The following is a 21,943-nucleotide window of genomic DNA, read 5'->3' as shown; positions in this document are numbered from 1 at the left end:
GGCGTTTTATACCAAAAATACGATTAAAAGACAAGCGAAATTGGTAAAAACGAGGCATGATTTAGTATAACAGATCATGCCTTGATCAGTTAGCGCAACAAGGTTTTCGAAATGAAACGATGAATAGGCTTATTGAACGGTGGAAGAATGTATTTAAGGCTATAAAGTTTTGGATTTGACATCACCGAACGCTCATGAGAAAGGCTAAAAAAGCCCTCTGGTCCGTGATATTTACCCATACCTGATGCGCCAATTCCGCCAAAAGGTAAATCATCTTGTGCAACATGGGTAATTACCATGTTAATTCCGAAATGCCCTGAATGGGTGTGCTGTGCAATATAGTCAGCTCGTGCTTGGTCATAGTCAAAATAATACATTGCTAAAGGGCGCGGACGACTATTAATAAACTCGATGACTTCTTCTATTTGGTCATATTCTAAAATCGGCAGAATAGGCCCGAAGATTTCATTTTGCATAATATCCATTGCAGTTGTCACACCAGTGACTAAAGTCGGTGCAATTTTACGGACATCATCTAAAATTTCATTTTGTGGGTTAATTTCAACAATACGTGCACCTTGATCGCGGGCGTTTTCGAGATAGCCTTGAATCCGGTTGTACTGTTTATCATTAATAATAGAAGTATAGTCTTGGTTGTTGCGGAAATGAGGGTACATTCCAGCCACAATCAATTTAAAGTTTTCAATGAACTCGGCAGTTTTGCCGCGTGGTAAGAAAATATGATCTGGTGCAACACAAGTTTGTCCCGCATTCCATAATTTTCCTACAGCGATACGCTGAGCTACATCTTTCATGTCCATTGACGCATGCACAAGGGCAGGAGATTTTCCACCTAACTCAAGAATCACGGGAACAAGGTTTTGAGCTGCGGCTGCCATTACTGTTTTACCAACAGAAGTTGAGCCTGTGAAAATCATTTTGTCAAAAGGCAAATGACTAAAAGCATCTGAAATAACGCCACCACCATTCACCACAGCCACTAATTCTTGTGGGAATGCTTCAGCTAGTGCACTTTCAAGGACTCGTCCAAAGTTTGGCGAAGCGCTAGAGATTTTAATCATGGCATGGTTGCCTGCAGCTAGCGCACAGATCAAAGGTCCGACTGAAAGCAATAATGGGTAGTTCCAAGGTGTAATAATACCAATCACACCCATAGGTTGATATTGTACCCAACCTTTTGCAGGCTGATGTAATACACTAATATGGCGTTTTGATGGCTTCATCCATGCAGTTAGATGTTTACTGTAATACTTAATTTGCTCCAAACTGGTGAGTAGCTCACCAATTTTTGTTTCCATAACTGCACGATTGCCATAATCAAGGTTAATTGCTTCGGCAATCTGATCTTGATATTTTACCAAGACTCTTTTAAGACGAGCTAAACGATCAATACGCTCTTTAGCAGTGGGTACCGGATGGCGTAGGTAAGCCAGCTTTTGTTGTTCAAGCAAATCATGTAAATGCTTAACATCATAAGGAAGCTGAGTCTCTGGATTTGTTTTTGTTTGACTGTTCATCGGTACTTACCAAATATATTGATATACTTATTTTTTAGAGTAAATACTCTAAATAGTCAAGTCAGTTTATGTGTTCAAGTCTTAACCATGTGAATTATTAAAGGTTATTAAAATGTCTCAACCTAAAGCTCTGAAGACAAAGGACCGGATTTTACAAATCAGTTTGCAGCTTTTTAATGAGCGAGGTGAACGGTCGGTTACAACCAATCATATTGCTGCGGAGTTAGGTATTAGTCCTGGAAATTTGTATTATCATTTTCGGAATAAGCATGAAATCATTAAGGAATTAATGTACCAATATCAGGTTGAGACTCTGGACATGCTTTCTTTACCTGAAGACAGACCGTTAACGACCAATGATAAAATCAACTATTTTCAAGTATTAAGTGGTCAACTCTGGAGTTACCGTTTTATTCATCGTGATGTTTATCATTTAGTTGAAAGTAACGAAGACTTTAAAAAGATTTATCCGCGTTTTGCGGGGCAAGTAATGCAGCAAGGGCAAAAAATTTATCAAGCCTTTGTCGATGCCGGTCTTATGAAAATGACGCCATCTGAAATTGAAGCGCTCATTATTAACTTATGGATTGTATTAACAAATTGGACAAACTTTTTATATATGTCTGGCCATATCAGTGACAATAACCATTTAGAAGAAAGATGGGTTTGGCAAGCTTTGCGTCAAATGGTTTTTCTTGAAGGGCCTTATCTTATGGGAGAAAGTCGAGAGACTTACGAGCAGTTGCTTGAGTCATTAGGGCCTTCTGATCTATTTGCCAGCTTGTCGTCCTTAAAAGATGAATAGTTGTGCTTGCTTATTTAGAGCGCTAGAATACTCGGCTTATTAAAAATTTGACTCAATTAAGTGATATTAACCAAATGAATATGACCACTGCCAATACAGCCCGTTTACTGATTACTTGTGAAGACAAGCCTGGGATCGTACAGGCTGTATCGAGCTTTTTGTACCATCAGGGTGCAAACATTACCGCGCTTGATCAGTATGCGACGGAAGCTCAGGGCGGACGTTATTTCATGCGTGTGGAATTTGAACTTGATCATTTACAGTCACGTAAAGACGCATTAATTCAAACATTTGCTGCGAATGTTGCTGAGCGTTATAGCATGCAATGGCGCCTTGCTTTCGTAAACGATATTAAAAAGGTTGGTATTTTAGTTTCTAAAGTCGACCATGCTTTACTTGAGTTATTGTGGCGTCATGCGCGTGGGTCGTTACCTTGTGAAATTACGCATGTGATTTCAAACCATGAAGACTTACGTGAATCTGTTGAGAACTTCGGTATTCCATTTACAGTAATCAAAGTCACTAAAGACAATAAAGCTGAAGCTTATGCGCAAATTGATGAAATGATGCAAGGCAACGATTTATTGGTTCTTGCACGTTACATGCAAATTCTAAGCGAAGATTTTGTTGCGAAATGGGAAATGAAAATCATCAATATCCATCATTCTTTCTTGCCAGCTTTCGTGGGTGCTAACCCATATAAGCAAGCTTATGAAAAAGGTGTGAAGTTGATTGGTGCGACAGCTCACTATGTGACTGCTGACCTAGACCAAGGCCCAATTATTGAGCAAGACGTTGAGCGTGTAAGCCACGACTATAATGTTGAGCAATTACGTGAGTTAGGTGAAGACGTAGAGCGTAATGTGTTGGCTCGCGCAGTAAAATGGCATTTGGAAGACCGTATTATTGTAGATGGTAATAAGACTGTTGTTTTTTAAACAACACTTACTTTAAAAAACACGCTTCTTGCGTGTTTTTTTTATATCAAAAATATTATTGAAATGATATAACGTAACAAATTTAAGTAGATGTATGTTAGGATTTGGTCTATTCACAGTGAAATTATTCTAACTATATAAGTGAGAGTAAAGACATTGTGAATAAGAGATTCCATTTCATGTAACTATGAGAAAACAAAAGCAAAGACACTCAACTGATACAAATGAGCGATCTTGAGCAAATGTTTTTCTCAAAAAATAGTTGCAAATGAAAACACTTCTCATTTATTATTGTGGCACTTTATTGTTCTATCCGATGTTTGAAATCGTTTCTGTAAATAGAAATCTGAAATCATCATCCATTAGGTAATTAGATTCTTATGAGTCAATCTTCCGCAGCCTTAAACTCTCCCAATCCGATGAAAAAGAAAGTCATCACGGCACTAATTGCGGTTGCAATTGGTCATATCGGGGTCTTATGGGCAGTTAGCCATATTAAGCCTGCTGAATTAAAGCCAATCGATAAGAAGCCTTTACAGGTACGTTTCGTAAAAATTCAAGAGCAACCAAAACCACTACCTCCTAAACCAAAGGAACCGCCTAAAAAGCCGGAACCTAAAAAAGAGGTAAAAGAAGTTAAAGTTGTTGAAAAGCCTGTGACACCACCGAAAAAAGTGGAAAAAATTCAACAGGTGAAAAAAGCTGAAACACCAAAAGAAACAGTAAAGACAGAACCTAAAGTTGAAACCAAAGTAGTGACGACAACGACAACTGTTACTGAAAAAGTCGTAGAAAAACCACAGCCAGTGGTACAAGAAGCGCCTAAAGCTCAACCTGCTCCAGATCCATCGCCAAAACGAGTTTCAATTGGTGGCTCGGGGGTACAGTGGAGTCGTTCACCACGTTTAACAGTTTCTCCAAAAGATTTACAAGGCGAAGCACGTTCTGTTGTTGTACTCATTGAAGCCGATGAAAAAGGCAAAATTATTAATGTACGAGTGACTAGAAGTAGTGGTATTTCTAGCCTAGACGACAAAGTTGTCCGTGCTGTTCGCGGTGCGAAATTTAAACCTTATATGGAAAATGGTGTTGCTTATCCAATTAGAGCAGAGCAACCCTTTGATTTAACCCCTTAAATGAATTTGAGTCCCAACGGCTAACCTTAATCAGGAGTTCAATATGAACTTTTCAATCTATTGGCAACATGCAGATGCAGTGAGTAAAACCCTGTATTTCATCTTATTGGCAATGTCGATTGCTACCTGGACAGTTTTCATCTTACGTTTGATGGGGACTCGCCAGCTAAAACAACAAGCTTATGCTCAACTTTCTCAGGCTATCTCTTCGCTAAAAGCAAAGTTACAACCTTTGAGTTTTGAACAGCGTAAAGCGGTTGCAGAGCAGGCATTACTTCGTCAGATTTCTGCTGAAAAAGCCAATGCTGATAAAGGTATTTCGGTTTTAGGAACGATTGCTTCAATTGCACCATTCGTAGGTTTGTTTGGTACTGTTTGGGGTATTTTCCATGCGCTGGTTGCGGTAGGGAAAAGCGGACAAGCAGGTTTGGCTCAAGTGGCTACACCAGTAGGTGAAGCACTTATTATGACGGGTCTTGGTCTTGCAGTGGCGATTCCTGCGGTATTGGCTTACAACATCTGTGTACGTGCAAATCGTGGTCTTGCTCATGACTTACAAGATCAAGCGCATAGCTTGTTAATTGACACGATGTTGCAGCAAGACTCAACTGTAAAGTCTGATGTTAAAACTGCACAGCAAAGTTATGTTGGAGGTCAAGCTTAATGGCTTTTCAATTGGGTGAAGACCACGATAGTGGCATGAATGAGATGAACCTCATTCCGCTAATCGACATTATGTTGGTGTTAATGATCATCTTTTTGGTCACAGCAACAGTTGCCAACCCATCGATTCCATTAACGCTTCCTAAAACAACTGCTGAAATTATTGATCCACCACCAAAAGCGATTACGATTAGTATCAATGCAAATGGTGAAGTGGCTTGGGATACTCAAGTAATTAGCCTAGATGAGCTTCAAAAACGTTTTCAAGAAGCAGGTCAAGGTGATGTTAAACCAACAGTTCAACTTCGTGCTGATAAAGAGTCGAAGTACGATACTGTTGCTCAGGTAATGTCTCGCGCCAGTGAAGCCGGACTGAGCGATATTGCCTTTGTAAGTGAAAACTAAAATTTAGTTTACTTAATAAAAAAGCAACCAATTTGGTTGCTTTTTTATTGTTCTGATTTATTGATCTTTCATCAGATGCTGGAATTTACTATATAGCTTAAGCAGCTTAGGTGGAATCGCAAAGTTGCAATAACCTTGTGAAGGATTCTTTGCATAGTAGTTCTGATGATATTCTTCTGCCGGATAGAAGGTCGGGACAGGAGACAGCTCAGTCACAATATCAAGATCATCATTTTTTAGAGTCTGAATTGTGTGTTCCGCTGCCTGCTTCTGCTCTTCATTATAATAGTAAATAACAGAACGGTATTGTGTGCCGATATCATTACCTTGGCGATTTAAAGTCGTTGGATCGTGAGTCGCAAAGAACACGTCGAGTAACTGGGAGTAAGTTACTTGCTCTTCATCAAAGTCGACTAAGATCACCTCAGCGTGCTGGGTGTCTCCTTGACATACTTGCTCGTAGGTAGGATTAGTTGTGTGCCCACCTGCATAACCACTAGTTACTTTTTCTACACCGCGTATTTGTAAAAATACAGCTTCGACGCACCAAAAACAGCCGCCGCCAAATAATGCCTGTTGCATTGTTTTTCCCTCTATTTCCTGCCTATTACAATAGGGTTTATGTATTTAAAATACAAAGTAAAGCATGTATAAAAAAGTAAAGAAAAGTGCATTACTTATTTCACTTAGCTTTAGGTAAACCTTGTCGAACGATTTGAGAGAAGTGTTGACTACTCTGATCTGAAAGCTGTTCAAAATTTTCAGTTCTTGGGTTGATATGTGCAATTTGATACCACTGTTTTAAACTGATATTTTGATTGAGTGCTTTAAGGTCATATAAATAATTGGGTAAGTAACCTGAAGCGATTAAACGATAATCTTTAGGAAGTTCATAGGGGTTAATCGCTTGAACCATATCAAAAATTAAAGTTGTACAGTTACTCGTAAGCGTGTTGTACCACCTCGGTTCTGCACGTAGCTCATCCGATTTCTTAAGATATTCTAAAAATAGCGCTTTTTGCTCGCTACGTGGCATATTGACTGGGAAATTATAAACTTGCTCTTTACGGATGTTGCTACGCGTATAGACAATATCTTTTTCATCAGAAGCAATTAAGCTAAGTTCATATTTTCTAAAAAAACCACCAATTGCTGAAAACTCTTCAGTTTTTTCTTTGCGAATCTCTATTGAGAAGACCAAAGGTTGCTGATTCTTAAATTCGAAGCTCACCAGTGTGTGAGCAATTTGTGGCCCCATCCAGTAAGATGCAATGATGTTTATGCCATTTAATTGCTTAAGATCAAATGTCCGGGTTTCCCATCGCACATCATAAGTTCCATCAGGATGCCAGTTGAAGTTACGAACATTGTGTAAAGTGACTACATCGCCGTGCTTTTCATAGCTCAGCATATTGGCAACTTCTGGGTTCCAGTCGCGATCTTGACGTGCAGTAATGGAAAAATACCAAACAAGAGAGCAGGCAAATGCTAAAAGATAAATCAGGATATCGGTACGGCGGCTAATAATATGACCTTCAACATATAAGCCCGCCATACTCAGTGCAAAAGCAATCCAGATACCGATGAGTATGCGGCTGCCTAACCATCCAAAAGGTTGTTGAACCCAGAGTGCTACACATACCCAAATACTAGAGAACACAATAAACAGCGTGAATAGACTATGTAGCAGCCCAAAAAGTAGAGCAATAATAAATTCACGTGTTCCGATATTGTGCATAGGTATCCATAAAATTATTTTTTATAAGTGGCAAATTCGAATGAAGTTCCTGATTTTTCATCAATTTGCTGTTCACTCGCAATTTTATGAAATTCACTCGGTATTGTTGGATAATGTGCATCACCTTGCACATCTAAGTCAACATGAGTGAGTTCAAGACGGTCTGCAATTGATAACGTTTGCTTGAATATCTCACCGCCACCAATGATGAACAATGCTTGTTTTTCAGTATTTTTTACATCTTCTAAAGTTGCGTTTAAAGCATCTTCAATTGAGTATGCAACCTTAACACCGTCAAATTGCCAGTTAATGTCACGGGTAATTACCCAGTTCACACGGTTTGGTAGAGCACGGCCCATAGACTCAAGTGTTTTACGGCCCATTACGACCACACCGCCTTGGGTGATTTCTTTAAAGTGTTTTAAGTCGGCAGAAATATGCCATGGCAACGCATTGCCTTTACCAATACAGTGATTCTTGTCCATTGCCACAACGTGGACAACTTCTACATTTTGCCATGCCATAATCTTTATTCTCTAAACCGTAATCTAATGAAATTTAAGCCGTCGTTATACTGCAACTGGTGCTTTAATTGCCGGATGTGATTCATAACCTACAATTTCAATATCTTCAAATTTGAAATCAAACAAATCAGTTATTTCTGGGTTTAGTTTCAATTGGCACAGTGGTAAAGGCTCACGTGTCAATTGAAGTTTAGCTTGTTCAAAATGGTTGGCATAAAGATGCGTATCACCACCAGTCCAGACAAAATCACCAACACCTAAACCACATACTTGAGCAATCATATGGGTGAGTAGGGCATAACTCGCAATGTTAAAAGGTACGCCTAAGAACACATCAGCACTACGTTGATAAAGCTGGCATGACAACTTGTTGTCTTGTACAAAAAATTGGAAGAGCGTATGGCAAGGTGGTAATGCAACTTGTCCCGCTTCATTTGGGTTCCAGCCAGAAACAATTAAACGGCGTGAATTTGGGTTGGTTTTAATTTCATTAATTAACCATTTAATCTGGTCAAAACCATCTTGGTTATAAGTACCATCTGCCTTTTTTGTTGCACCGAAATTACGCCATTGATGACCATAAACAGGCCCAAGCTCATGTTCTGGGCGGCCAAAACGAGCAGTTTGTTCTGCTGTTGCCCATTCGTCCCAAATTGAAACTTTATTATCTTTTAGATATTGGACGTTGGTGTCACCTTTTAAAAACCAAAGTAACTCAATCACGATAGAACGGAAATGAACTTTTTTTGTGGTGAGTAAAGGAAAACCTTTAGAGAGATCAAAACGCATTTGATGACCAAATACAGAACGGGTTCCTGTGCCTGTACGGTCGCCTTTGTCACCGCCATTATCAAGGATATGTTGTAGTAGGTCTAAATATGCACGCATAACACTCTCGAGTTCGGATTAATTCCATCAAATAAAAGGGGAGATGGTTTATGGATCGATAAACCGTGGAAGATAATAGCATGGTTTAATGATAGGTAGGAAAGCGAGCCATAGTTTGCAATCAAAAACGTTTCGCACGATTTTGATAAATTGAAACAAGAAAAAATCCAACCAGTACAAAGCCTAGAGCTTGTATCGTTGCGATCCAATTGTGTTGAGGTGGCAGCAACCACATCACAATAGCAACAATAATGAGAGGATAAATTTTAAGTAGAAACTGAAAGTTAGATTTATGTGAGCCACGAACTGAAATTTTTGTTTTTAAATATTGTCCGAAGTGAAGTCCAAAACCTAACACAAGACTAAGGATTGTATAGGTCGGCGATAAGGGCTGAGCTTGATTGGCTGCATAAATGGCAACACAAACCACAATAATAAAGATAAGTTTGATGTGGCGCGGAGCGTTGTACCAATAAGCCAACATATATCAAGCCTATTTATTAAAAAGTGATTGAGGTGAAAAGATAAAAACTGCTAGTGCCATAAAAGCAATTCCTTGAACACCCCAGACCAGCAAGTTCGGCATTGTTTTAACAAAGATAAGTGCGAATAACAGTGCGATAGGGATCCAAGTCAGCAGGCGGTAAAGCAAGCCAGTCGGATTTTTTTGAGCAAAATGTAATTTAAAATAACGGCAGATTAAAAAGATAACACCAGTTCCAGTAAACATGAGAATCGTATCTAATGGCAAAGGCTGGTATTGATATAGTCCAATACAAATAGCCAAAGTAATAATTAAAATCACTAATTTTTTAAATGTTGGGACTTGTGTGTCAAACCAGAATTCCAGCATGGCATATCTTCATTTTTGGGAGAGTAAAACTGTAGCATAAAAAAGAAAAGAGGAGCCGAAACTCCTCTGATTTATCATATTAACTGTTCTTTTGTGGACCCCAGTCATAAATTTTCTTTTGATAGGCATACCACATCATCCAAAGGCCAATCAGCAACATTGGAACGGTGAGGATTTGTCCTTTAGTCATCCAGCCAAATAGAATAAAACCTTGGTCGGCATCGGGTTGACGGAAGAATTCCATCACAAAGCGCGCAACGCCATACCCCATTAAGAATAAAGCAGAAACTGCCATACGTGGACGTGGTTTTGAACTAAACCACCACAAGATAATAAATAGGATTAAGCCTTCACAAATTGCTTGATAAATTTGTGATGGATGACGTACCAGTTGTAATGGATCAGTTGGGAAGATCATACCAAATGGGTAATTAGGATCAGTTACCGCACGGCCGTATAACTCTCCGCCAATGAAGTTACCAAAGCGTCCAAACATTAGGCCAGTTGGTACACATGGCGCAATAAAGTCGAGGGTTTGGAACCATGTTTTTTGGTACTTTTTACACCAAAATAACATCGCAATCATGACGCCTAAAAAGCCGCCGTGGAAACTCATACCACCTGTCCAGACTTGAAAGAGCCAAATAGGGTTTTCAAGGAATTTATCAAACTCATAGAAAAGGACATAGCCGACACGACCGCCCAGAACGACACCTAAGGCACCATAAAACACCAGATCGGAAACCATGTCCGATGTCCAGCCATCACGCTGTTTGGCACGGTAGGAAGCAAGCCCCCAAGCACATAAAAATGCCAATAAATACATGAGTCCATACCAATGAACTTGAAGAGGTCCTAGATGTATTGCGACCGGATCGATATTAGGATAGGTCAGCATTGCTGCTCCTTGATCTTACGTTTTGACAGATTGTAGCGGAATGATGTGAAAAATGTTGTACATTCAATGTGTAAAGATAGGGAATAAGAAAAGATGTGTATTGTCGCTTTAGCATGGCATGTTCTGGATGATATGCCCTTGTGTCTTATGTCAAATCGGGATGAGTTCTATCATCGACCAACCGCATTATTGCATCAATGGGATCATACGCCGATTATTGCAGGGCAAGACTTACAGTCGGGCGGTACTTGGATGGGAATCACACCTCAAGGCCGATGGGCTGTGTTAACCAATTTTCGTGATGGGCGCGATCAAAAGTCATATGAAACTTCTCGGGGCCATTTGGTTCAGGCTTTTTTAGAATCTGATTTATTGCCGATTCGATTTGCTCAACAATTAGAACAACAGCAACAGAATTTTGCTGGCTTTAATTTGTTTATGGGAAATGCGGATCAAGCGGTTTATATGAGTAACCGTGGTGAAGCGCCGCAAGTATTGGCTAACGGTGTGTATGTGGTTTCGAATGGCTTAATGTCTGAACATTGGGAGAAAACTAAACATTTACGAACACGCTTTACCCAAGAGTTTTTGCCTATGCTTCAGCACCAAACGGAAGAGTTAACTTTACAGCACGCGGCGTGGGATATTCTTGAAGATGAGCGTAAAGTTACGACAGCATTACTACCCAATACAGGCATCCAGCCAGAAATGGAGGAGTTGTTATCCTCAACCTTTATTCAAAGTCCTGTGTATGGAACACGTTGCTCAAACTTTCTAAGAATGACCAATAATGAATGGCTTTGGTTGGAAAAGACCCAACAAGGCGAGCATAGTGGACAAATCGTTCAGCAACAGGTTCTCTTAAATCGATGATAATAAAAATGCCGATCAATTGACCGGCATTTTTAATTACTTAAGAATTAACCCGCGATCACACCGCCATCTTTACGGGTAATCACCACAGTTGCTGAGCGTGGGCGTGCAGTTTTATTGTTTGGATCTTTTTGAGTTGCAGGCCAGTTACTGTCTGGTGTCGAGTAACTTTTCGAGTCTTCACCAGGGTGTTGAACATTAATAAAGATTGCTTTGTGGTCAGGTGTCATGGCAATGCCTGTAATTTCACATTGCTTTGGTCCAACCAAGAAACGGCGTAGTGTTGAATCTGTAACTTTAGCACCGACTAGCGTTTGTTGGCCATTTGACGTAGTTGCAGTAGTACCATCACCAATTTGGCCCGGTAGTGCAGCAAGCATCATACAGTTAGTAACATCGGTGTAAGCACCATCATCTGTCTGAATCCAAAGTACGCCACGTGGGTCAAACCACATCCCGTCTGGAGATGACAAATCATTATTGTCGGTTAGGCCAGATAAGTTGATATTTGAAGCCATCGATGCTTCTGCACCAAACAGATAAATATCCCACTTGAAGGTTTCGGCAGTGGTTTTGTCATCAGTTTCTTTAAAACGGATAATGTGACCGTTAACGTTACCCTTTTGCTCTTTAGTGCCGTTGTAGAGGTCTGTGTAGTTACGTGGATTTGCAGCATCGGTCGCGTAATCTTTACCACGATTTGAGTTGTTGGTTAGAGTGACATAGACTTCGCCATTTACTGGATTGACTGTACACCATTCTGGACGGTCCATTTTGGTAGCACCGACTGCATCACCCGCCAAACGTGCAAATGTGACAACGTCTGCCTGAGATTTGAAAGGGTAAGTGGTGTTGCTTTCATTTAAGCCATTTTTGCCATAAGCAAGTTCAATCCATTGACCTGTACCATCGTTATTAAATTTGGCAACATACAATTTGCCCGCGTTCATATATTTGTCGCCAGCTGTATAGCCACGATTTACATCTTTGGCATCCCACACTGCGGTAGAGACAAACTTATAGATGTACTCACCGCGAGAATCATCACCCATATAAAACGCTAATGGCTGACCTACTACAGCACGGCAAGCACTGTCTTCATGAGCAAAACGGCCTAATGAGGTACGTTTAACTGGATTTTGACGTCCATCAAATGGATCAATCTCAACCATCCAGCCAAATGTATTTGGACCGTTACGATAATCTTGGGTAGCTTGTGCAGCTTTTACATCAGCATTCCAGCGATCATATAAGTCTTGTGACTCTACTTGACCAATTGCTGTTTCCCAGCCGTAGCGTGAACTTGTGCCTAAATAAATTTGGCGCCCTTGTTCATCAACGTTAGGGATGAACTCACCATTTTTATCTTTTAAGTAAATGATATTGCCATCTTTATCTTTTTTAGGAGCACCTTTTTCATCTTGCTCATACAAATAAGGTTCATCTTTTTTAACACCTAAACCATAACGTTTTAATGCAATTTTTTCTGCATCTGTACGTGCATATTCATCACTACCTGAACGTTGGAAATAACCAATAAAGTTTTCTTCAGTAGTTAAGTATGTGCCCCAAGGCGTATAACCATTACCGCAGTTATTATGAGTGCCACGTGTTTGACGTCCAGCAGGTGAGAAGCGAGTTGTAAGCAAGCCAGAACCCGCTGCAGCACCCGCAAATTCCATAACTGTAGAAGCGGTAATACGACGATTAAAAATAGAGTTTTTATCAATTGTTACTTTTTGAGTTGCTGCATCTTTTTTGATGTGAACAATAGAAACCCCATGTGCATTGGTTTCACGAATGACTTCATCTTCAGGGCGGCGTCCATCAACTTTTGTTGGGCCTTTGGGGTGAAGGAACGTTTGGTTGATATATTCGTGATTCATCACCAATAAACCTTCAGCTGAAACACTTTCATCAAAGTTTTTTGTTGAAGCATTTAAACCAAAGAAATGCATGCCGTCATGACAATCCCCTGAACGGAACTGGAAGCTTGGGCCTGATGGAATATTATTGTCATCCCAATCTCCAACTCTTGGGTTGATTGAATCACCCAAAGCATAAATGACATTCGCTTCATAACCTTCAGGTACAGTCACAATATCGTTATGGTTTTTCGCAACTGCGGTAAAAGTTAATTTTTCTGGTTTTTTATTTGGATCTACTGGTGTGGTTCCACCGTTGTTTGAACCTGAGTCATCATCACTATCATTACAGCCTGTTAAGGTAGAGGCTAAAGTTAGTGCTACCGCACCGCTTGCTGCTTTTGTAATTAAACTACGACGACTGATGTGTTGTTCTAAAATGTCGCGAAAGTGGGTGTTGTCAGAAGTATTATTGTCCAGTTCTTGGTCTTCATGATATGGCGTCAGCTCTGTCATGGGAAATTCCTAAGTAAATAAAGAGATTGTTCTAAAAGTCTTCATGAGCTTAGTTTGTGAATGTGACGAGGCTTTGACGTTTTGATGATAAGTTAATGAAATGTTCTATAATTTTTTTTCATAAAAAGTGAAAGTTGACTGTAAAAAACATTAAAGCTGACCTTGGCCAGCTTTAATACTTAAAGATGGTATGAAAAATTATTTGGTTGTGACAGAAGGGGCAATTGGGTCTGCTGTAATATAGCCCACGTTTGCGCTATAACCATTATTATAATTTTGGTTAATTAATGCTTTTACATCATCAGGTACACTGCTGCTATCGCCTGGGTGTTGGAAGTTGCTCATGATGTAAGTCCAACCATTAATTGAATCTACAGCATGTAAGCCTGTTGACTCTGCACCTGCTGGTGTCGAAAGCAGTCGTGTTAACTCTTTAGTATCTACATTATATGCCCACAAGAAGTTGTTCACGTGGTTACCAGAGTCTTCACCAATAAATAATGTACGTAAAGTTTCAGAGAACTTCAGGTTGTCTGGGCTAGCAACTTTGTCTGGGTGAGCTGTATTACCTAAGCTATCTTTCTCAGGAAGATCTTCACCCATTAACAACATATATGAGTAAAGAGGAACCCATTCGCTATTGATTGCGCTGCCTTCATTATCTGTAAAGCTTTTACCTAATTTGTGCGCAAGCACGCCACCAGCAGTAATCTTTTTAGAGAACCCTACATTATGTTCCGCAACATAACCTTTACCGCCAACAACCATTGAATCTTGAATATTAGCTAAAGCAGAGTACGCAATTTTATCTTTAATATTTACGTTAGTACCTTCCATCTTGGTGAATGCCATACTTGCACCTTTTAACGCTGCATAGCGATGTGTTTCCAAGAAAGCGGCTGCTTTTTCCATGCCTGGTTTAAGTTTTACCCAAAGCTGTTTCTTTGCCAAAGTGATTTCAGTGTAACTCGCATCATTTGGATTGGTTGTTAAACTTTCCATGATGTCAGTTGATTTAATTCCACCAGCAACTAAATCTTCAATTTCTTTACTTGTCGCGTGACCAAGTTTGATCCATTGAATGCTGGCTTGTGATGTTTCAGTTAGCGTATTGATGTATTTAGCAACATAGAGCGTACCTGCCGATAAATCTTTTTCTTTATCAGCAACGAACATGAAGAAACCACCATTTGTGTAGTCATCACCCATGAGCGCTGTACGGTTGTCTGGCATAACATGAATAAGTTCATGAGAAATACGGCCTAAACAATAATGCTTTTTAATGCTACCAGTACCATCTAGGTTAACCGTTACTTCTGGCAAATGACCATAGTTATATGGATTTGCTTTAGTTTCATCACCAAAGAAGTATTTCCCAAGATATTTTGGATCTGTACCACCAATGCCTTGATTGAATGCATCAGGCTCATATTCTTCACTCGATAAGTGAGTGTTCCAAGGCGATAAACTTGCACCACAAGTGATCCATAAGCCATGAACAGGAGCAGTGTCAACATTGAAGTATTTTTTAAGCTCTAAGTGACCTGTTTTCGGGTCTTGATCTAAAGTCAAAATTGCGATTGGAGATGGTAGTTGACCGTAAGTGTCGCCGCCTGCTTGGTCTTTAGAGTTATATTCAAATTGAACAACGTGGAACACAGGGTTTGCTACGCCTTCAACTTTCGCACCATCTAATTGAATTAAAGATGAACCATCTGGACAGTCAGAAAAGAACTGACGTTCTTTACCAGCAACCGATTTATCCATAATTGGATTGCCATTAACATCAAAATAACCACCCGCGATAATAGTTCCACCCCCATGCTTTGGTACGCTATCACCTGTTTTGAAGAAGGGTTTATAAGCAAGTTGGTATTCAGTACTGGTTGAGTTTTCCCAGTCAATTTTTAATTTAGAATTCACTAAAGTTGTGGCGCGATCTGCTGCAGTCGTAGGCGCCGACATTGCTGTGAATTTTGCATTTTTTAATTTACTTGGTTGCGGTGTTGGTGTGATTACAGAACTATCATCACTATCATTACAACCTGCTAACGTTGCTGCCGTAGCCATCGCACCTAATGGAAGGAAAGGAATCCCCGAAAACCATTTTAAAACTTCGCGACGTGTTGGGTGGTTAGAAGCAGTTGTCATAATAAATCCGTAAATTTTGTGGGTATATTTGTTGAGTTGATTCTATGGATTGAAAATGACACTTTTCTTACATTTTTAAGTCACTTTGAAGACAGTTTATTGCTTTGTAGATTAAAAAGTGCTCTACATAAAAAAGCCTGAACTTCGAGGTTCAGGCTTTTTCTTAAAAACTATTTTATTCGGCAGAATGAGTTTTTCTTTTCTCAAGAATTTTACCGAAGAGCAGACCAAGCTCAAAAAGTAACCACATAGGAATTGCTAACATCACCATTGAAATAGCATCTGGTGGGGTAATAAACATTGCAACGAAAAAGCATCCTACAATAATAAAACGTCTTTTTTCAGCAAGACTTTTTGTATTTACGACACCAATTAAAATAAGTAAGAGAGTCGCGATTGGAATCTCAAAAGTCAGTCCAAACACTAAAAATAGCTTTAAGCAAAAGCTTAGATAGCTATTAATATCGGTCATCGGTGCAACGGTTTCAGGCGATACACTAATAAAGAAATGCAAAATTGCCGGAAGGGTAATGTAATATGCAAAAGCAACGCCCGCATAAAACAAGACAATACTACCGATGAGTAATGGCAGGGCTAAATGGCGTTCTTTTTGATATAGCGCCGGACGAACAAATGACCATATTTCATAAAGAATAAATGGCATTGCTAGTACAAGCGCGACAAATAAATTGAGTTTAAAAGGTGCCATAAATGTTGCAGTGACATCGGTTGCAATCATTGAGGAGGAGGTCGGGAGTTGCAGCCTTAAAGGTTCGGATAATAATTGGTAAGTATTATTTCTAAAGGGTAATAAGCAAAAGAATAAAAATAAGGTTACCCCGACAATTCTAAATAAATGGCGTCTTAAAACAACCAAATGGCTCATGATTGGCATTTGGTCTAAATTTTCCTGACTATTTACAGTGGTTGAAGGCAGTTGGTTCATACGGCAATCTTCAATTTAACAGGTGATGTCTCTGAAATATCAGTTGATGATGTGAAAGGCACAAATTTTTCCATATATGGAACTTTATAATGACCTGATATAGGAAGACATATCCGAATAGGTTGAGGCATCTTTTTAACTGCCTCAGTCTTATCTATATTTTCAGCAATATTTTGTTTTTGGATTTCTTCAAGTTGTTGTTGAACTTTTCGTTCTAGTGCTTCAATGCGGTTGAGCTCTTCTTGCATTTCTTTTCGAAACTCAGAAAGACGCAACTCTTGATCAATCTCATTTTGCAAATTGGTAATATAACGTTTTAGGCGAACATACCATCGGCCAGCAAAACGTGCAGCTTCCGGTAGTTTATCTGGACCTAAAACTAAAATTGCAATAATTGCAAAGCAGAGTAGCTCTGTCATTCCTACATCAAGCATGGTCGAAAACCTTTAGCTTTTTACTGATGTGCTGTCAGGAGTTTTGACTTGGGCATCAATTGTACGTGGCGTATGAAGCGTTGCAGTTTCGTCTTCTTCACGAACTGATTTTTTAAAGTCTTTTACTGCACCACCAACATCTTTACCGATATTTTTTAATTTAGATGTACCGAATAATAAAATAACGACAATTGCAAAAATAACGACATGCCAAATAGATAAACCAGCCATGATCTTATACCTCTTTTTCAGTTTGCTTTATATCAACAGGTTGCCATGACAGGAATGTGACACTTATGTGTCATTTTTAAGACAGTGAATAAGGGCTAAAACCTAAAAAGATAATTTTCATAGAGAAATTATTTAATTATTTAATTTATAGGCACGCCGATATCGGGCGCTTAAATTACTTGAAATGGAAAGCACATTTCACTTTGAAAAGGTGTAGCATAACAAGCTGTCTTTAATGAGCAAGAGGAGAGAGCGTGGCGCTACTACTGCCTGTATTGGCATTTATCACAGGACTTTTACTTGCTCAGACTTCCCTTGCAGAAACTATAAAACCTATTCTTTCAGCTTGGCTTGCTCGCTTACTCATTCCAGTTGTGATTATTTACAACATGGTATTTTATCAGCCGGGTAGTTTGAGTTTAATGCTCTTTAGCTTCGGTTCAGCATTTCTTATTTTCTTTACTTATTTAGCTTTATTTAAAGATCGCTTATTGGCACTTTGTGTAAGTTATACCAACATGGGCTGGCTCGGTTTTCCTTTTGCCATGGCTTTATTTGGCCCTGATGCTACGGCTCCAATTGTTGCGCTATATATTGGGATGTCTCTTTTTGGAAATGCATGGGCTGTCACGGCAGTCACCACCGCACCACAAAGTAAGCTCAGCATATTAAAAAAGGTTCTGTCATCTCCACCGTGTATTTCAATCTTTTGTGCACTTCTGTTCAGGTTATTAGGGGCTCAACATATCGAGCATCCCGCCATACATTGGGTATATGAGATTGCTAAGTTCGCAATGACTTTTGCTGGCATGTGTGTATTGGGAATGTGGTTGCGTCGTACTCGGGTACATTTAAAAGACTTAACTTATAGTACGAAAGCTCAAGCATTTAAAGTTGCCTGTGGGGTTGTACTTTGCGGCTTAACTTATAGATTTCTACCGATTCCAAATATTTCTCAGCAAATTGGAGTAATGTTTTTAATGTTCTGTTTGCCGCCAGCAGCCAATATTGTAGCACTAGAAACACATTATCAAGGAACGGGAAGATCTGCAGCTTATATCGCTTCAGGGACGATTGTGAGTTGTGTGTGTATTGCGATTTATGCTGTGTTTTTACATCTTTATTTCTAAGGAAGAGGGTTAGAGCATACAGCCTTAGAATATTGGTTATATGCTTATTTTGTGTATGTAGGCAATATTTACTTTTGTTTCGTCAAAAGTAACAAAACCATTTGTCGAACTGACGACACATCCTTGATGTCGCAGTTCGACAGGCGACATCCATGTCACCTAGCACGATAGCAAATGGCTTTAACGTTAAACTAAAACCGATATGAAGTTTTACTTCTGTAAGCTCTCTCTAAATAACTGCATCGCTTGCCCACGATGACTAATCTTATTCTTATCTTCTTTAGAAAGTTCAGCGCTAGACACTTGTAGCTCAGGCAACCAGAACAATGGGTCATAGCCGAAGCCATTTTCACCACGTGCAGCTTCTAAAATTTCGCCGTGCCAGATGCCTTGGAAAATTTGTGGTAAAGGGTCTTCAGCATGCGTCACTAAAGCAAGTACGCATACAAACATACCTTCAATTACTTCACCATTTTTACGGTAGGGTAAAAGGTCATTTAATAATTTCGCATTATTTGCTGCATCGTCACCATGTTCTCCAGCATAGCGTGCTGAATAAATACCAGGTGCGCCGCCTAAGACTGGTACACAAATACCAGAGTCGTCAGCCATAGCAGGCTTACCTGAAATTTTAGAAGCATGACGCGCTTTAATAATTGCATTTTCAATAAAGCTTAAGCCGTCTTCGATTGCATCAGGAATATTAAGGCGACCTTGAGGAATAATTTCTACTGGTAACTTGAGCTGTTCAAAAAGTTTTTCAAACTCTGCGACTTTACCTTTGTTATTGCTGGCAAGAACTAAACTGCCCTGATCAAACCAATGTGGGGTAGACATAATAAAACCAAACTTTATAGCTAATATCGAACATCAGTTATGTTACGTGTTTTTTAAGAGGGGATATAGAGGTAAACAAATAGAATATAAATGAGAATATCCTAATAAGCTAAAACCACCTTGTAGAGCATACAAGGTGGTTTTAGTCGAGTAAGGTTTTTTACGGATGAACCGTTATTATTGTGCTTGAATCCATTTGTCCGCACGGTCACGTGCTGTACGGATTTGTTCTTGAGTCAAGTTTGCTGCAAGAGCAGTTTTCTTACCTTCAGATAGGCTAATCACTTTATTGTCGAGCATGCCATCACGAGTTGAAAGCTCATACCACTGGTAAGCACCCACGTAGTTTTTCTTTTGCTCTTCCATCATCGCGAGGTTATAGCTTGCACGGTTATCGCCATTGCTTGCTGCTTTTTCAAAGTATTTACGAGCCATAGACTCATCTTTTTTAACACCAATACCGTCGGCATACATACGGCCCACGTTGAGTTGTGCTGGTGATAAACCTTGGTCAGCTGCTGCTTTAAACCATGCGAAAGCTTGCTTCTCGTCTTTTGCTACATCTTTACCATATTGGTAGTGTGTACCAAGGTAAAATTGTGCGCCTGCTTGACCAGCTTTTGCTGCTTTCTGAAGATCATTAATCCCCATTGTTGAAAAACGTGCAGCCTGACTCGCAACCGATTGTGGCTGGGCGATATAATCTGCATGAGCCTGCATACTTAGCAGTCCTGCAAATAGTGTGCTAAATAATGTCTTTTTCATAGTGCACTCACTCGATAAATAGCGACTTCACCAAACAAATTCGGAACATGTTTGCTTAACAGGCTTCCCTGCTGATTTCCATTGACGGCGAGTCGATTAATAATTTGTATCTGATTTTCAGCACATAGTGCTTCAAAATCTTTAAATGTACATAAATGAATGTTGGGGGTGTTATACCACATATATGGTAGAGCATCCGATACAGGCATCATTCCTTTTAATGCAAGAAAAGAGCGAGTCTTCCAATGCGCAAAGTTTGGAAAAGTAATAATGGCCTGTTTACCCACACGCACCATGTCTCTTAATAAAACATCGGGTGCATCTACGGCTTGCAAAGCTTGTGCCATAACCACATAGTCAAATGACTGGTCAGCAAAGCGGCTTAAGCCGAGATTCAAATCTTGTTGAATAATATTTAACCCGCGACTGACGGCAATTGCAATCTTTTCTTGATCAATTTCTAAACCATAAGCACGAATTTGATGCTTTTGGCTCATATGAGCGAGTAATTCACCGTCACCACACCCTAAATCGAGTACGCTTGAGCCGGGTTTAATCCACTTTTCTGCTAGTTGTTGATCAATACGCATTAGCTTGCCTCCAGTGATGTCGATTTTAAGTGTTCTTCACCGCCTAAGAAAGCGCGCATAGTTTTGACATACAGTGGAATAGGGAATAAGAACGAGTCATGACCTTGCTCAGCATCAATATCTAAGTAACTTACAGGCTTATGATTAGTAATAAGTGCATCTACAATTTCTTGTGAACGGCTTGGTGCAAAACGCCAGTCAGTGGTAAACGAGACAATCAAGAACTGACATTTGGTTTTGCCCATTGCTTCAGTGAGTGAGTGGCCGTATTCACGTGATGGGTCAAAATAATCTAAAGCTTTGGTCATGATGAGGTAGGTATTGGCATCAAAGTTACGGCTGAACTGTTCGCCTTGATAACGAAGATAGCTTTCGACCTGAAATTCGACATCAAAACCATACATAAATTTGCCAGATTTTAAATCACGGCCAAATTTTTGTTTCATGGCTTCTTCTGAAAGATAGGTGATATGACCTACCATGCGAGCCAAAATTAGTCCGCGTTTCGGGTAACTATCATTTTCTAAATAACGACCATGATGGAAATCTGGATCGGACAAGATCGACTGTCGTGCAACTTCGTTAAATGCAATATTTTGTGCTGAAAGCTTTGGTGCACTGGCAATAATCACACACTTTTGTAGACGGTCAGGATAATCGACTGACCATTGTAGGGCTTGCATGCCCCCTAATGACCCACCAACCACTGCATACCAGACGTTTACACCTAAACGGTCAGAAAGCATGGCCTGAGTTTTAACCCAGTCGCGCACCGTTACTAACGGAAAATCCGGTCCATAAGGACGGTTATCATTTTCAGGATTTGGCGATGTTGGACCAGTTGAGCCACTACATCCACCAATATTATTGAGCGAAACTACAAAAAACTTATTTGTATCGATTGCCTTACCCGGGCCAATACAGCTATCCCACCATCCAGCTTTTTTATCATCTTCATGGTGATAACCGGCCGCATGATGATGTCCGGAAAGAGCATGACAGATTAAAATGGCATTTGATTGATCTGCATTTAAAGTGCCGTAAGTTTCAACCATTAATTCAAAACGAGGCAAAACACGCCCACATTCAAGATGTAATGGTTCTTCAAATTGGAACTTTTGCGGAGTGACTAACCCCACTGAATCAGCTGGAAAAGACACGGGAACATTTCGCCTTTTAAATCTTTCAGGAATAAAAAGAAAGGATACCAAGCTAGGTA

Annotated in this window: 24 protein-coding genes; 7 read left to right on the top strand and 17 right to left on the bottom strand. The window is 39.8% G+C overall.

Annotated elements, in window-relative coordinates; translation table 11 throughout:
- Window positions 1-89 precede the first annotated feature (89 nt).
- Window positions 90-1,538 carry a coniferyl aldehyde dehydrogenase gene (gene calB, locus F931_RS15955; RefSeq protein ID WP_002115149.1) on the bottom strand — a complete coding sequence of 483 codons (1,449 nt, stop codon included), beginning with the start codon at window positions 1,536-1,538 and terminating at the stop codon, window positions 90-92.
- A 112-nt stretch (window positions 1,539-1,650) separates the two neighbouring features.
- Here calB and F931_RS15950 point away from each other — a divergent pair, with 112 nt between their 5' ends.
- The 5 genes from F931_RS15950 (at window position 1,651) to F931_RS15930 (ending at window position 5,485) form a co-directional block, all read left to right on the top strand.
- A complete protein-coding gene (locus F931_RS15950) occupies window positions 1,651-2,343 on the top strand; it encodes a TetR/AcrR family transcriptional regulator (protein WP_016142281.1) in 693 nt (230 codons plus the stop codon).
- 74 nt (window positions 2,344-2,417) lie between these two features.
- A complete protein-coding gene (gene purU / locus F931_RS15945) occupies window positions 2,418-3,281 on the top strand; it encodes a formyltetrahydrofolate deformylase (RefSeq protein ID WP_016142280.1) in 864 nt (287 codons plus the stop codon).
- Between the two features lie 380 nt (window positions 3,282-3,661).
- A complete protein-coding gene (locus F931_RS15940; RefSeq protein ID WP_016142279.1) occupies window positions 3,662-4,417 on the top strand; it encodes an energy transducer TonB in 756 nt (251 codons plus the stop codon).
- Between the two features lie 43 nt (window positions 4,418-4,460).
- Window positions 4,461-5,081, top strand: coding sequence for a MotA/TolQ/ExbB proton channel family protein (gene exbB / locus F931_RS15935; RefSeq protein WP_016142278.1), 621 nt, complete (start codon window positions 4,461-4,463; stop codon window positions 5,079-5,081).
- Window positions 5,081-5,485 (top strand): ExbD/TolR family protein, encoded by a 405-nt coding sequence (locus F931_RS15930; RefSeq protein ID WP_000885432.1) that lies wholly within the window; start codon window positions 5,081-5,083, stop codon window positions 5,483-5,485. Before exbB ends, F931_RS15930 begins: the two co-directional genes overlap by 1 nt.
- A gap of 57 nt (window positions 5,486-5,542) precedes the next feature.
- Here the strand turns inward: F931_RS15930 and msrA are convergent, their stop codons facing one another.
- The 7 genes from msrA to lgt all read right to left on the bottom strand — a co-directional run bounded on the left by msrA (window position 5,543) and on the right by lgt (window position 10,386).
- Window positions 5,543-6,067, bottom strand: a complete 525-nt coding sequence (msrA, locus tag F931_RS15925) for a peptide-methionine (S)-S-oxide reductase MsrA (RefSeq protein WP_004794799.1) — start codon at window positions 6,065-6,067, stop codon at window positions 5,543-5,545.
- Between the two features lie 100 nt (window positions 6,068-6,167).
- Window positions 6,168-7,223 carry a DUF4105 domain-containing protein gene (locus F931_RS15920; protein ID WP_016142277.1) on the bottom strand — a complete coding sequence of 352 codons (1,056 nt, stop codon included), beginning with the start codon at window positions 7,221-7,223 and terminating at the stop codon, window positions 6,168-6,170.
- A gap of 14 nt (window positions 7,224-7,237) precedes the next feature.
- The gene (gene folA, locus F931_RS15915) at window positions 7,238-7,747 is read right to left on the bottom strand and encodes a dihydrofolate reductase (RefSeq protein ID WP_016142276.1); all 510 of its coding nucleotides are present in this window, start codon (window positions 7,745-7,747) and stop codon (window positions 7,238-7,240) included.
- Window positions 7,748-7,792: 45 nt separating this feature from the next.
- Window positions 7,793-8,635 carry a thymidylate synthase gene (thyA, locus tag F931_RS15910; protein ID WP_016142275.1) on the bottom strand — a complete coding sequence of 281 codons (843 nt, stop codon included), beginning with the start codon at window positions 8,633-8,635 and terminating at the stop codon, window positions 7,793-7,795.
- A 121-nt stretch (window positions 8,636-8,756) separates the two neighbouring features.
- Window positions 8,757-9,119: a hypothetical protein gene (locus F931_RS15905; protein WP_016142274.1), complete on the bottom strand. Its 363-nt coding sequence runs from the start codon at window positions 9,117-9,119 to the stop codon at window positions 8,757-8,759.
- 9 nt (window positions 9,120-9,128) lie between these two features.
- A complete protein-coding gene (locus F931_RS15900; RefSeq protein WP_016142273.1) occupies window positions 9,129-9,488 on the bottom strand; it encodes a hypothetical protein in 360 nt (119 codons plus the stop codon).
- Between the two features lie 79 nt (window positions 9,489-9,567).
- Entirely contained in the window at window positions 9,568-10,386 is an 819-nt protein-coding gene (gene lgt, locus F931_RS15895) for a prolipoprotein diacylglyceryl transferase (RefSeq protein WP_016142272.1), read from the bottom strand.
- Between the two features lie 93 nt (window positions 10,387-10,479).
- Here lgt and F931_RS15890 point away from each other — a divergent pair, with 93 nt between their 5' ends.
- On the top strand, window positions 10,480-11,259 hold the full coding sequence (locus F931_RS15890; RefSeq protein WP_016142271.1) for an NRDE family protein: 780 nt from the start codon (window positions 10,480-10,482) through the stop codon (window positions 11,257-11,259).
- A 47-nt stretch (window positions 11,260-11,306) separates the two neighbouring features.
- Here F931_RS15890 and F931_RS15885 read toward each other — a convergent pair whose 3' ends face one another.
- The 5 genes from F931_RS15885 to tatA all read right to left on the bottom strand — a co-directional run bounded on the left by F931_RS15885 (window position 11,307) and on the right by tatA (window position 17,402).
- Entirely contained in the window at window positions 11,307-13,640 is a 2,334-nt protein-coding gene (locus tag F931_RS15885; RefSeq protein ID WP_016142270.1) for a PhoX family protein, read from the bottom strand.
- Window positions 13,641-13,838: 198 nt separating this feature from the next.
- Window positions 13,839-15,791 (bottom strand): PhoX family protein, encoded by a 1,953-nt coding sequence (locus F931_RS15880; RefSeq protein WP_016142269.1) that lies wholly within the window; start codon window positions 15,789-15,791, stop codon window positions 13,839-13,841.
- Window positions 15,792-15,966: 175 nt separating this feature from the next.
- Window positions 15,967-16,737, bottom strand: coding sequence for a twin-arginine translocase subunit TatC (gene tatC, locus F931_RS15875; protein WP_016142268.1), 771 nt, complete (start codon window positions 16,735-16,737; stop codon window positions 15,967-15,969).
- Complete coding sequence (tatB, locus tag F931_RS15870; protein ID WP_016142267.1) at window positions 16,734-17,171, bottom strand: Sec-independent protein translocase protein TatB; 438 nt, start codon at window positions 17,169-17,171, stop codon at window positions 16,734-16,736. The genes tatC and tatB overlap by 4 nt, the downstream gene beginning before the upstream one ends.
- Window positions 17,172-17,183: 12 nt before the next feature.
- Window positions 17,184-17,402, bottom strand: a complete 219-nt coding sequence (tatA, locus tag F931_RS15865; protein ID WP_016142266.1) for a Sec-independent protein translocase subunit TatA — start codon at window positions 17,400-17,402, stop codon at window positions 17,184-17,186.
- A 254-nt stretch (window positions 17,403-17,656) separates the two neighbouring features.
- On the opposite strand from tatA, the gene F931_RS15860 reads away from it, so the two are divergent.
- Window positions 17,657-18,532, top strand: a complete 876-nt coding sequence (locus tag F931_RS15860) for an AEC family transporter (RefSeq protein WP_016142265.1) — start codon at window positions 17,657-17,659, stop codon at window positions 18,530-18,532.
- A gap of 210 nt (window positions 18,533-18,742) precedes the next feature.
- Here the strand turns inward: F931_RS15860 and rdgB are convergent, their stop codons facing one another.
- From rdgB to metX, 4 genes are all read right to left on the bottom strand, one after another.
- On the bottom strand, window positions 18,743-19,369 hold the full coding sequence (rdgB, locus tag F931_RS15855; protein ID WP_004698813.1) for an RdgB/HAM1 family non-canonical purine NTP pyrophosphatase: 627 nt from the start codon (window positions 19,367-19,369) through the stop codon (window positions 18,743-18,745).
- A 177-nt stretch (window positions 19,370-19,546) separates the two neighbouring features.
- Window positions 19,547-20,134, bottom strand: a complete 588-nt coding sequence (locus F931_RS15850; protein WP_017385717.1) for a tetratricopeptide repeat protein — start codon at window positions 20,132-20,134, stop codon at window positions 19,547-19,549.
- Window positions 20,131-20,724, bottom strand: coding sequence for a methionine biosynthesis protein MetW (gene metW, locus F931_RS15845; RefSeq protein ID WP_001217230.1), 594 nt, complete (start codon window positions 20,722-20,724; stop codon window positions 20,131-20,133). Before metW ends, F931_RS15850 begins: the two co-directional genes overlap by 4 nt.
- Window positions 20,724-21,884: a homoserine O-succinyltransferase MetX gene (gene metX, locus F931_RS15840; RefSeq protein ID WP_016142263.1), complete on the bottom strand. Its 1,161-nt coding sequence runs from the start codon at window positions 21,882-21,884 to the stop codon at window positions 20,724-20,726. Before metX ends, metW begins: the two co-directional genes overlap by 1 nt.
- Between the last annotated feature and the right edge of the window lie 59 nt (window positions 21,885-21,943).

This window comes from Acinetobacter pittii ANC 4050 (assembly GCF_000399685.1).
GTDB classification, from domain to species: domain Bacteria; phylum Pseudomonadota; class Gammaproteobacteria; order Pseudomonadales; family Moraxellaceae; genus Acinetobacter; species Acinetobacter pittii_E.
Note: the sequence above shows the minus strand (reverse complement) of the source record. Positions and strands in the feature narration are given on the sequence as shown.

Bases quoted from the DNA above. Each gene is read 5' to 3' on its own strand.
- F931_RS15905 (WP_016142274.1), bottom strand. From the start codon at position 9,119: ATGTTGGCTTATTGGTACAACGCTCCGCGCCACATCAAACTTATCTTT.
- tatC (WP_016142268.1), bottom strand. From the start codon at position 16,737: ATGAACCAACTGCCTTCAACCACTGTAAATAGTCAGGAAAATTTAGAC.
- lgt (WP_016142272.1), bottom strand. From the start codon at position 10,386: ATGCTGACCTATCCTAATATCGATCCGGTCGCAATACATCTAGGACCT.
- F931_RS15890 (WP_016142271.1), top strand. From the start codon at position 10,480: ATGTGTATTGTCGCTTTAGCATGGCATGTTCTGGATGATATGCCCTTG.
- F931_RS15885 (WP_016142270.1), bottom strand. From the start codon at position 13,640: ATGACAGAGCTGACGCCATATCATGAAGACCAAGAACTGGACAATAAT.
- rdgB (WP_004698813.1), bottom strand. From the start codon at position 19,369: ATGTCTACCCCACATTGGTTTGATCAGGGCAGTTTAGTTCTTGCCAGC.
- folA (WP_016142276.1), bottom strand. From the start codon at position 7,747: ATGGCATGGCAAAATGTAGAAGTTGTCCACGTTGTGGCAATGGACAAG.
- msrA (WP_004794799.1), bottom strand. From the start codon at position 6,067: ATGCAACAGGCATTATTTGGCGGCGGCTGTTTTTGGTGCGTCGAAGCT.
- F931_RS15900 (WP_016142273.1), bottom strand. From the start codon at position 9,488: ATGCTGGAATTCTGGTTTGACACACAAGTCCCAACATTTAAAAAATTA.
- exbB (WP_016142278.1), top strand. From the start codon at position 4,461: ATGAACTTTTCAATCTATTGGCAACATGCAGATGCAGTGAGTAAAACC.
- F931_RS15850 (WP_017385717.1), bottom strand. From the start codon at position 20,134: ATGAAAAAGACATTATTTAGCACACTATTTGCAGGACTGCTAAGTATG.
- F931_RS15940 (WP_016142279.1), top strand. From the start codon at position 3,662: ATGAGTCAATCTTCCGCAGCCTTAAACTCTCCCAATCCGATGAAAAAG.
- F931_RS15930 (WP_000885432.1), top strand. From the start codon at position 5,081: ATGGCTTTTCAATTGGGTGAAGACCACGATAGTGGCATGAATGAGATG.
- F931_RS15920 (WP_016142277.1), bottom strand. From the start codon at position 7,223: ATGCACAATATCGGAACACGTGAATTTATTATTGCTCTACTTTTTGGG.
- tatA (WP_016142266.1), bottom strand. From the start codon at position 17,402: ATGGCTGGTTTATCTATTTGGCATGTCGTTATTTTTGCAATTGTCGTT.
- tatB (WP_016142267.1), bottom strand. From the start codon at position 17,171: ATGCTTGATGTAGGAATGACAGAGCTACTCTGCTTTGCAATTATTGCA.
- purU (WP_016142280.1), top strand. From the start codon at position 2,418: ATGAATATGACCACTGCCAATACAGCCCGTTTACTGATTACTTGTGAA.
- calB (WP_002115149.1), bottom strand. From the start codon at position 1,538: ATGAACAGTCAAACAAAAACAAATCCAGAGACTCAGCTTCCTTATGAT.
- thyA (WP_016142275.1), bottom strand. From the start codon at position 8,635: ATGCGTGCATATTTAGACCTACTACAACATATCCTTGATAATGGCGGT.
- F931_RS15880 (WP_016142269.1), bottom strand. From the start codon at position 15,791: ATGACAACTGCTTCTAACCACCCAACACGTCGCGAAGTTTTAAAATGG.
- F931_RS15950 (WP_016142281.1), top strand. From the start codon at position 1,651: ATGTCTCAACCTAAAGCTCTGAAGACAAAGGACCGGATTTTACAAATC.
- metW (WP_001217230.1), bottom strand. From the start codon at position 20,724: ATGCGTATTGATCAACAACTAGCAGAAAAGTGGATTAAACCCGGCTCA.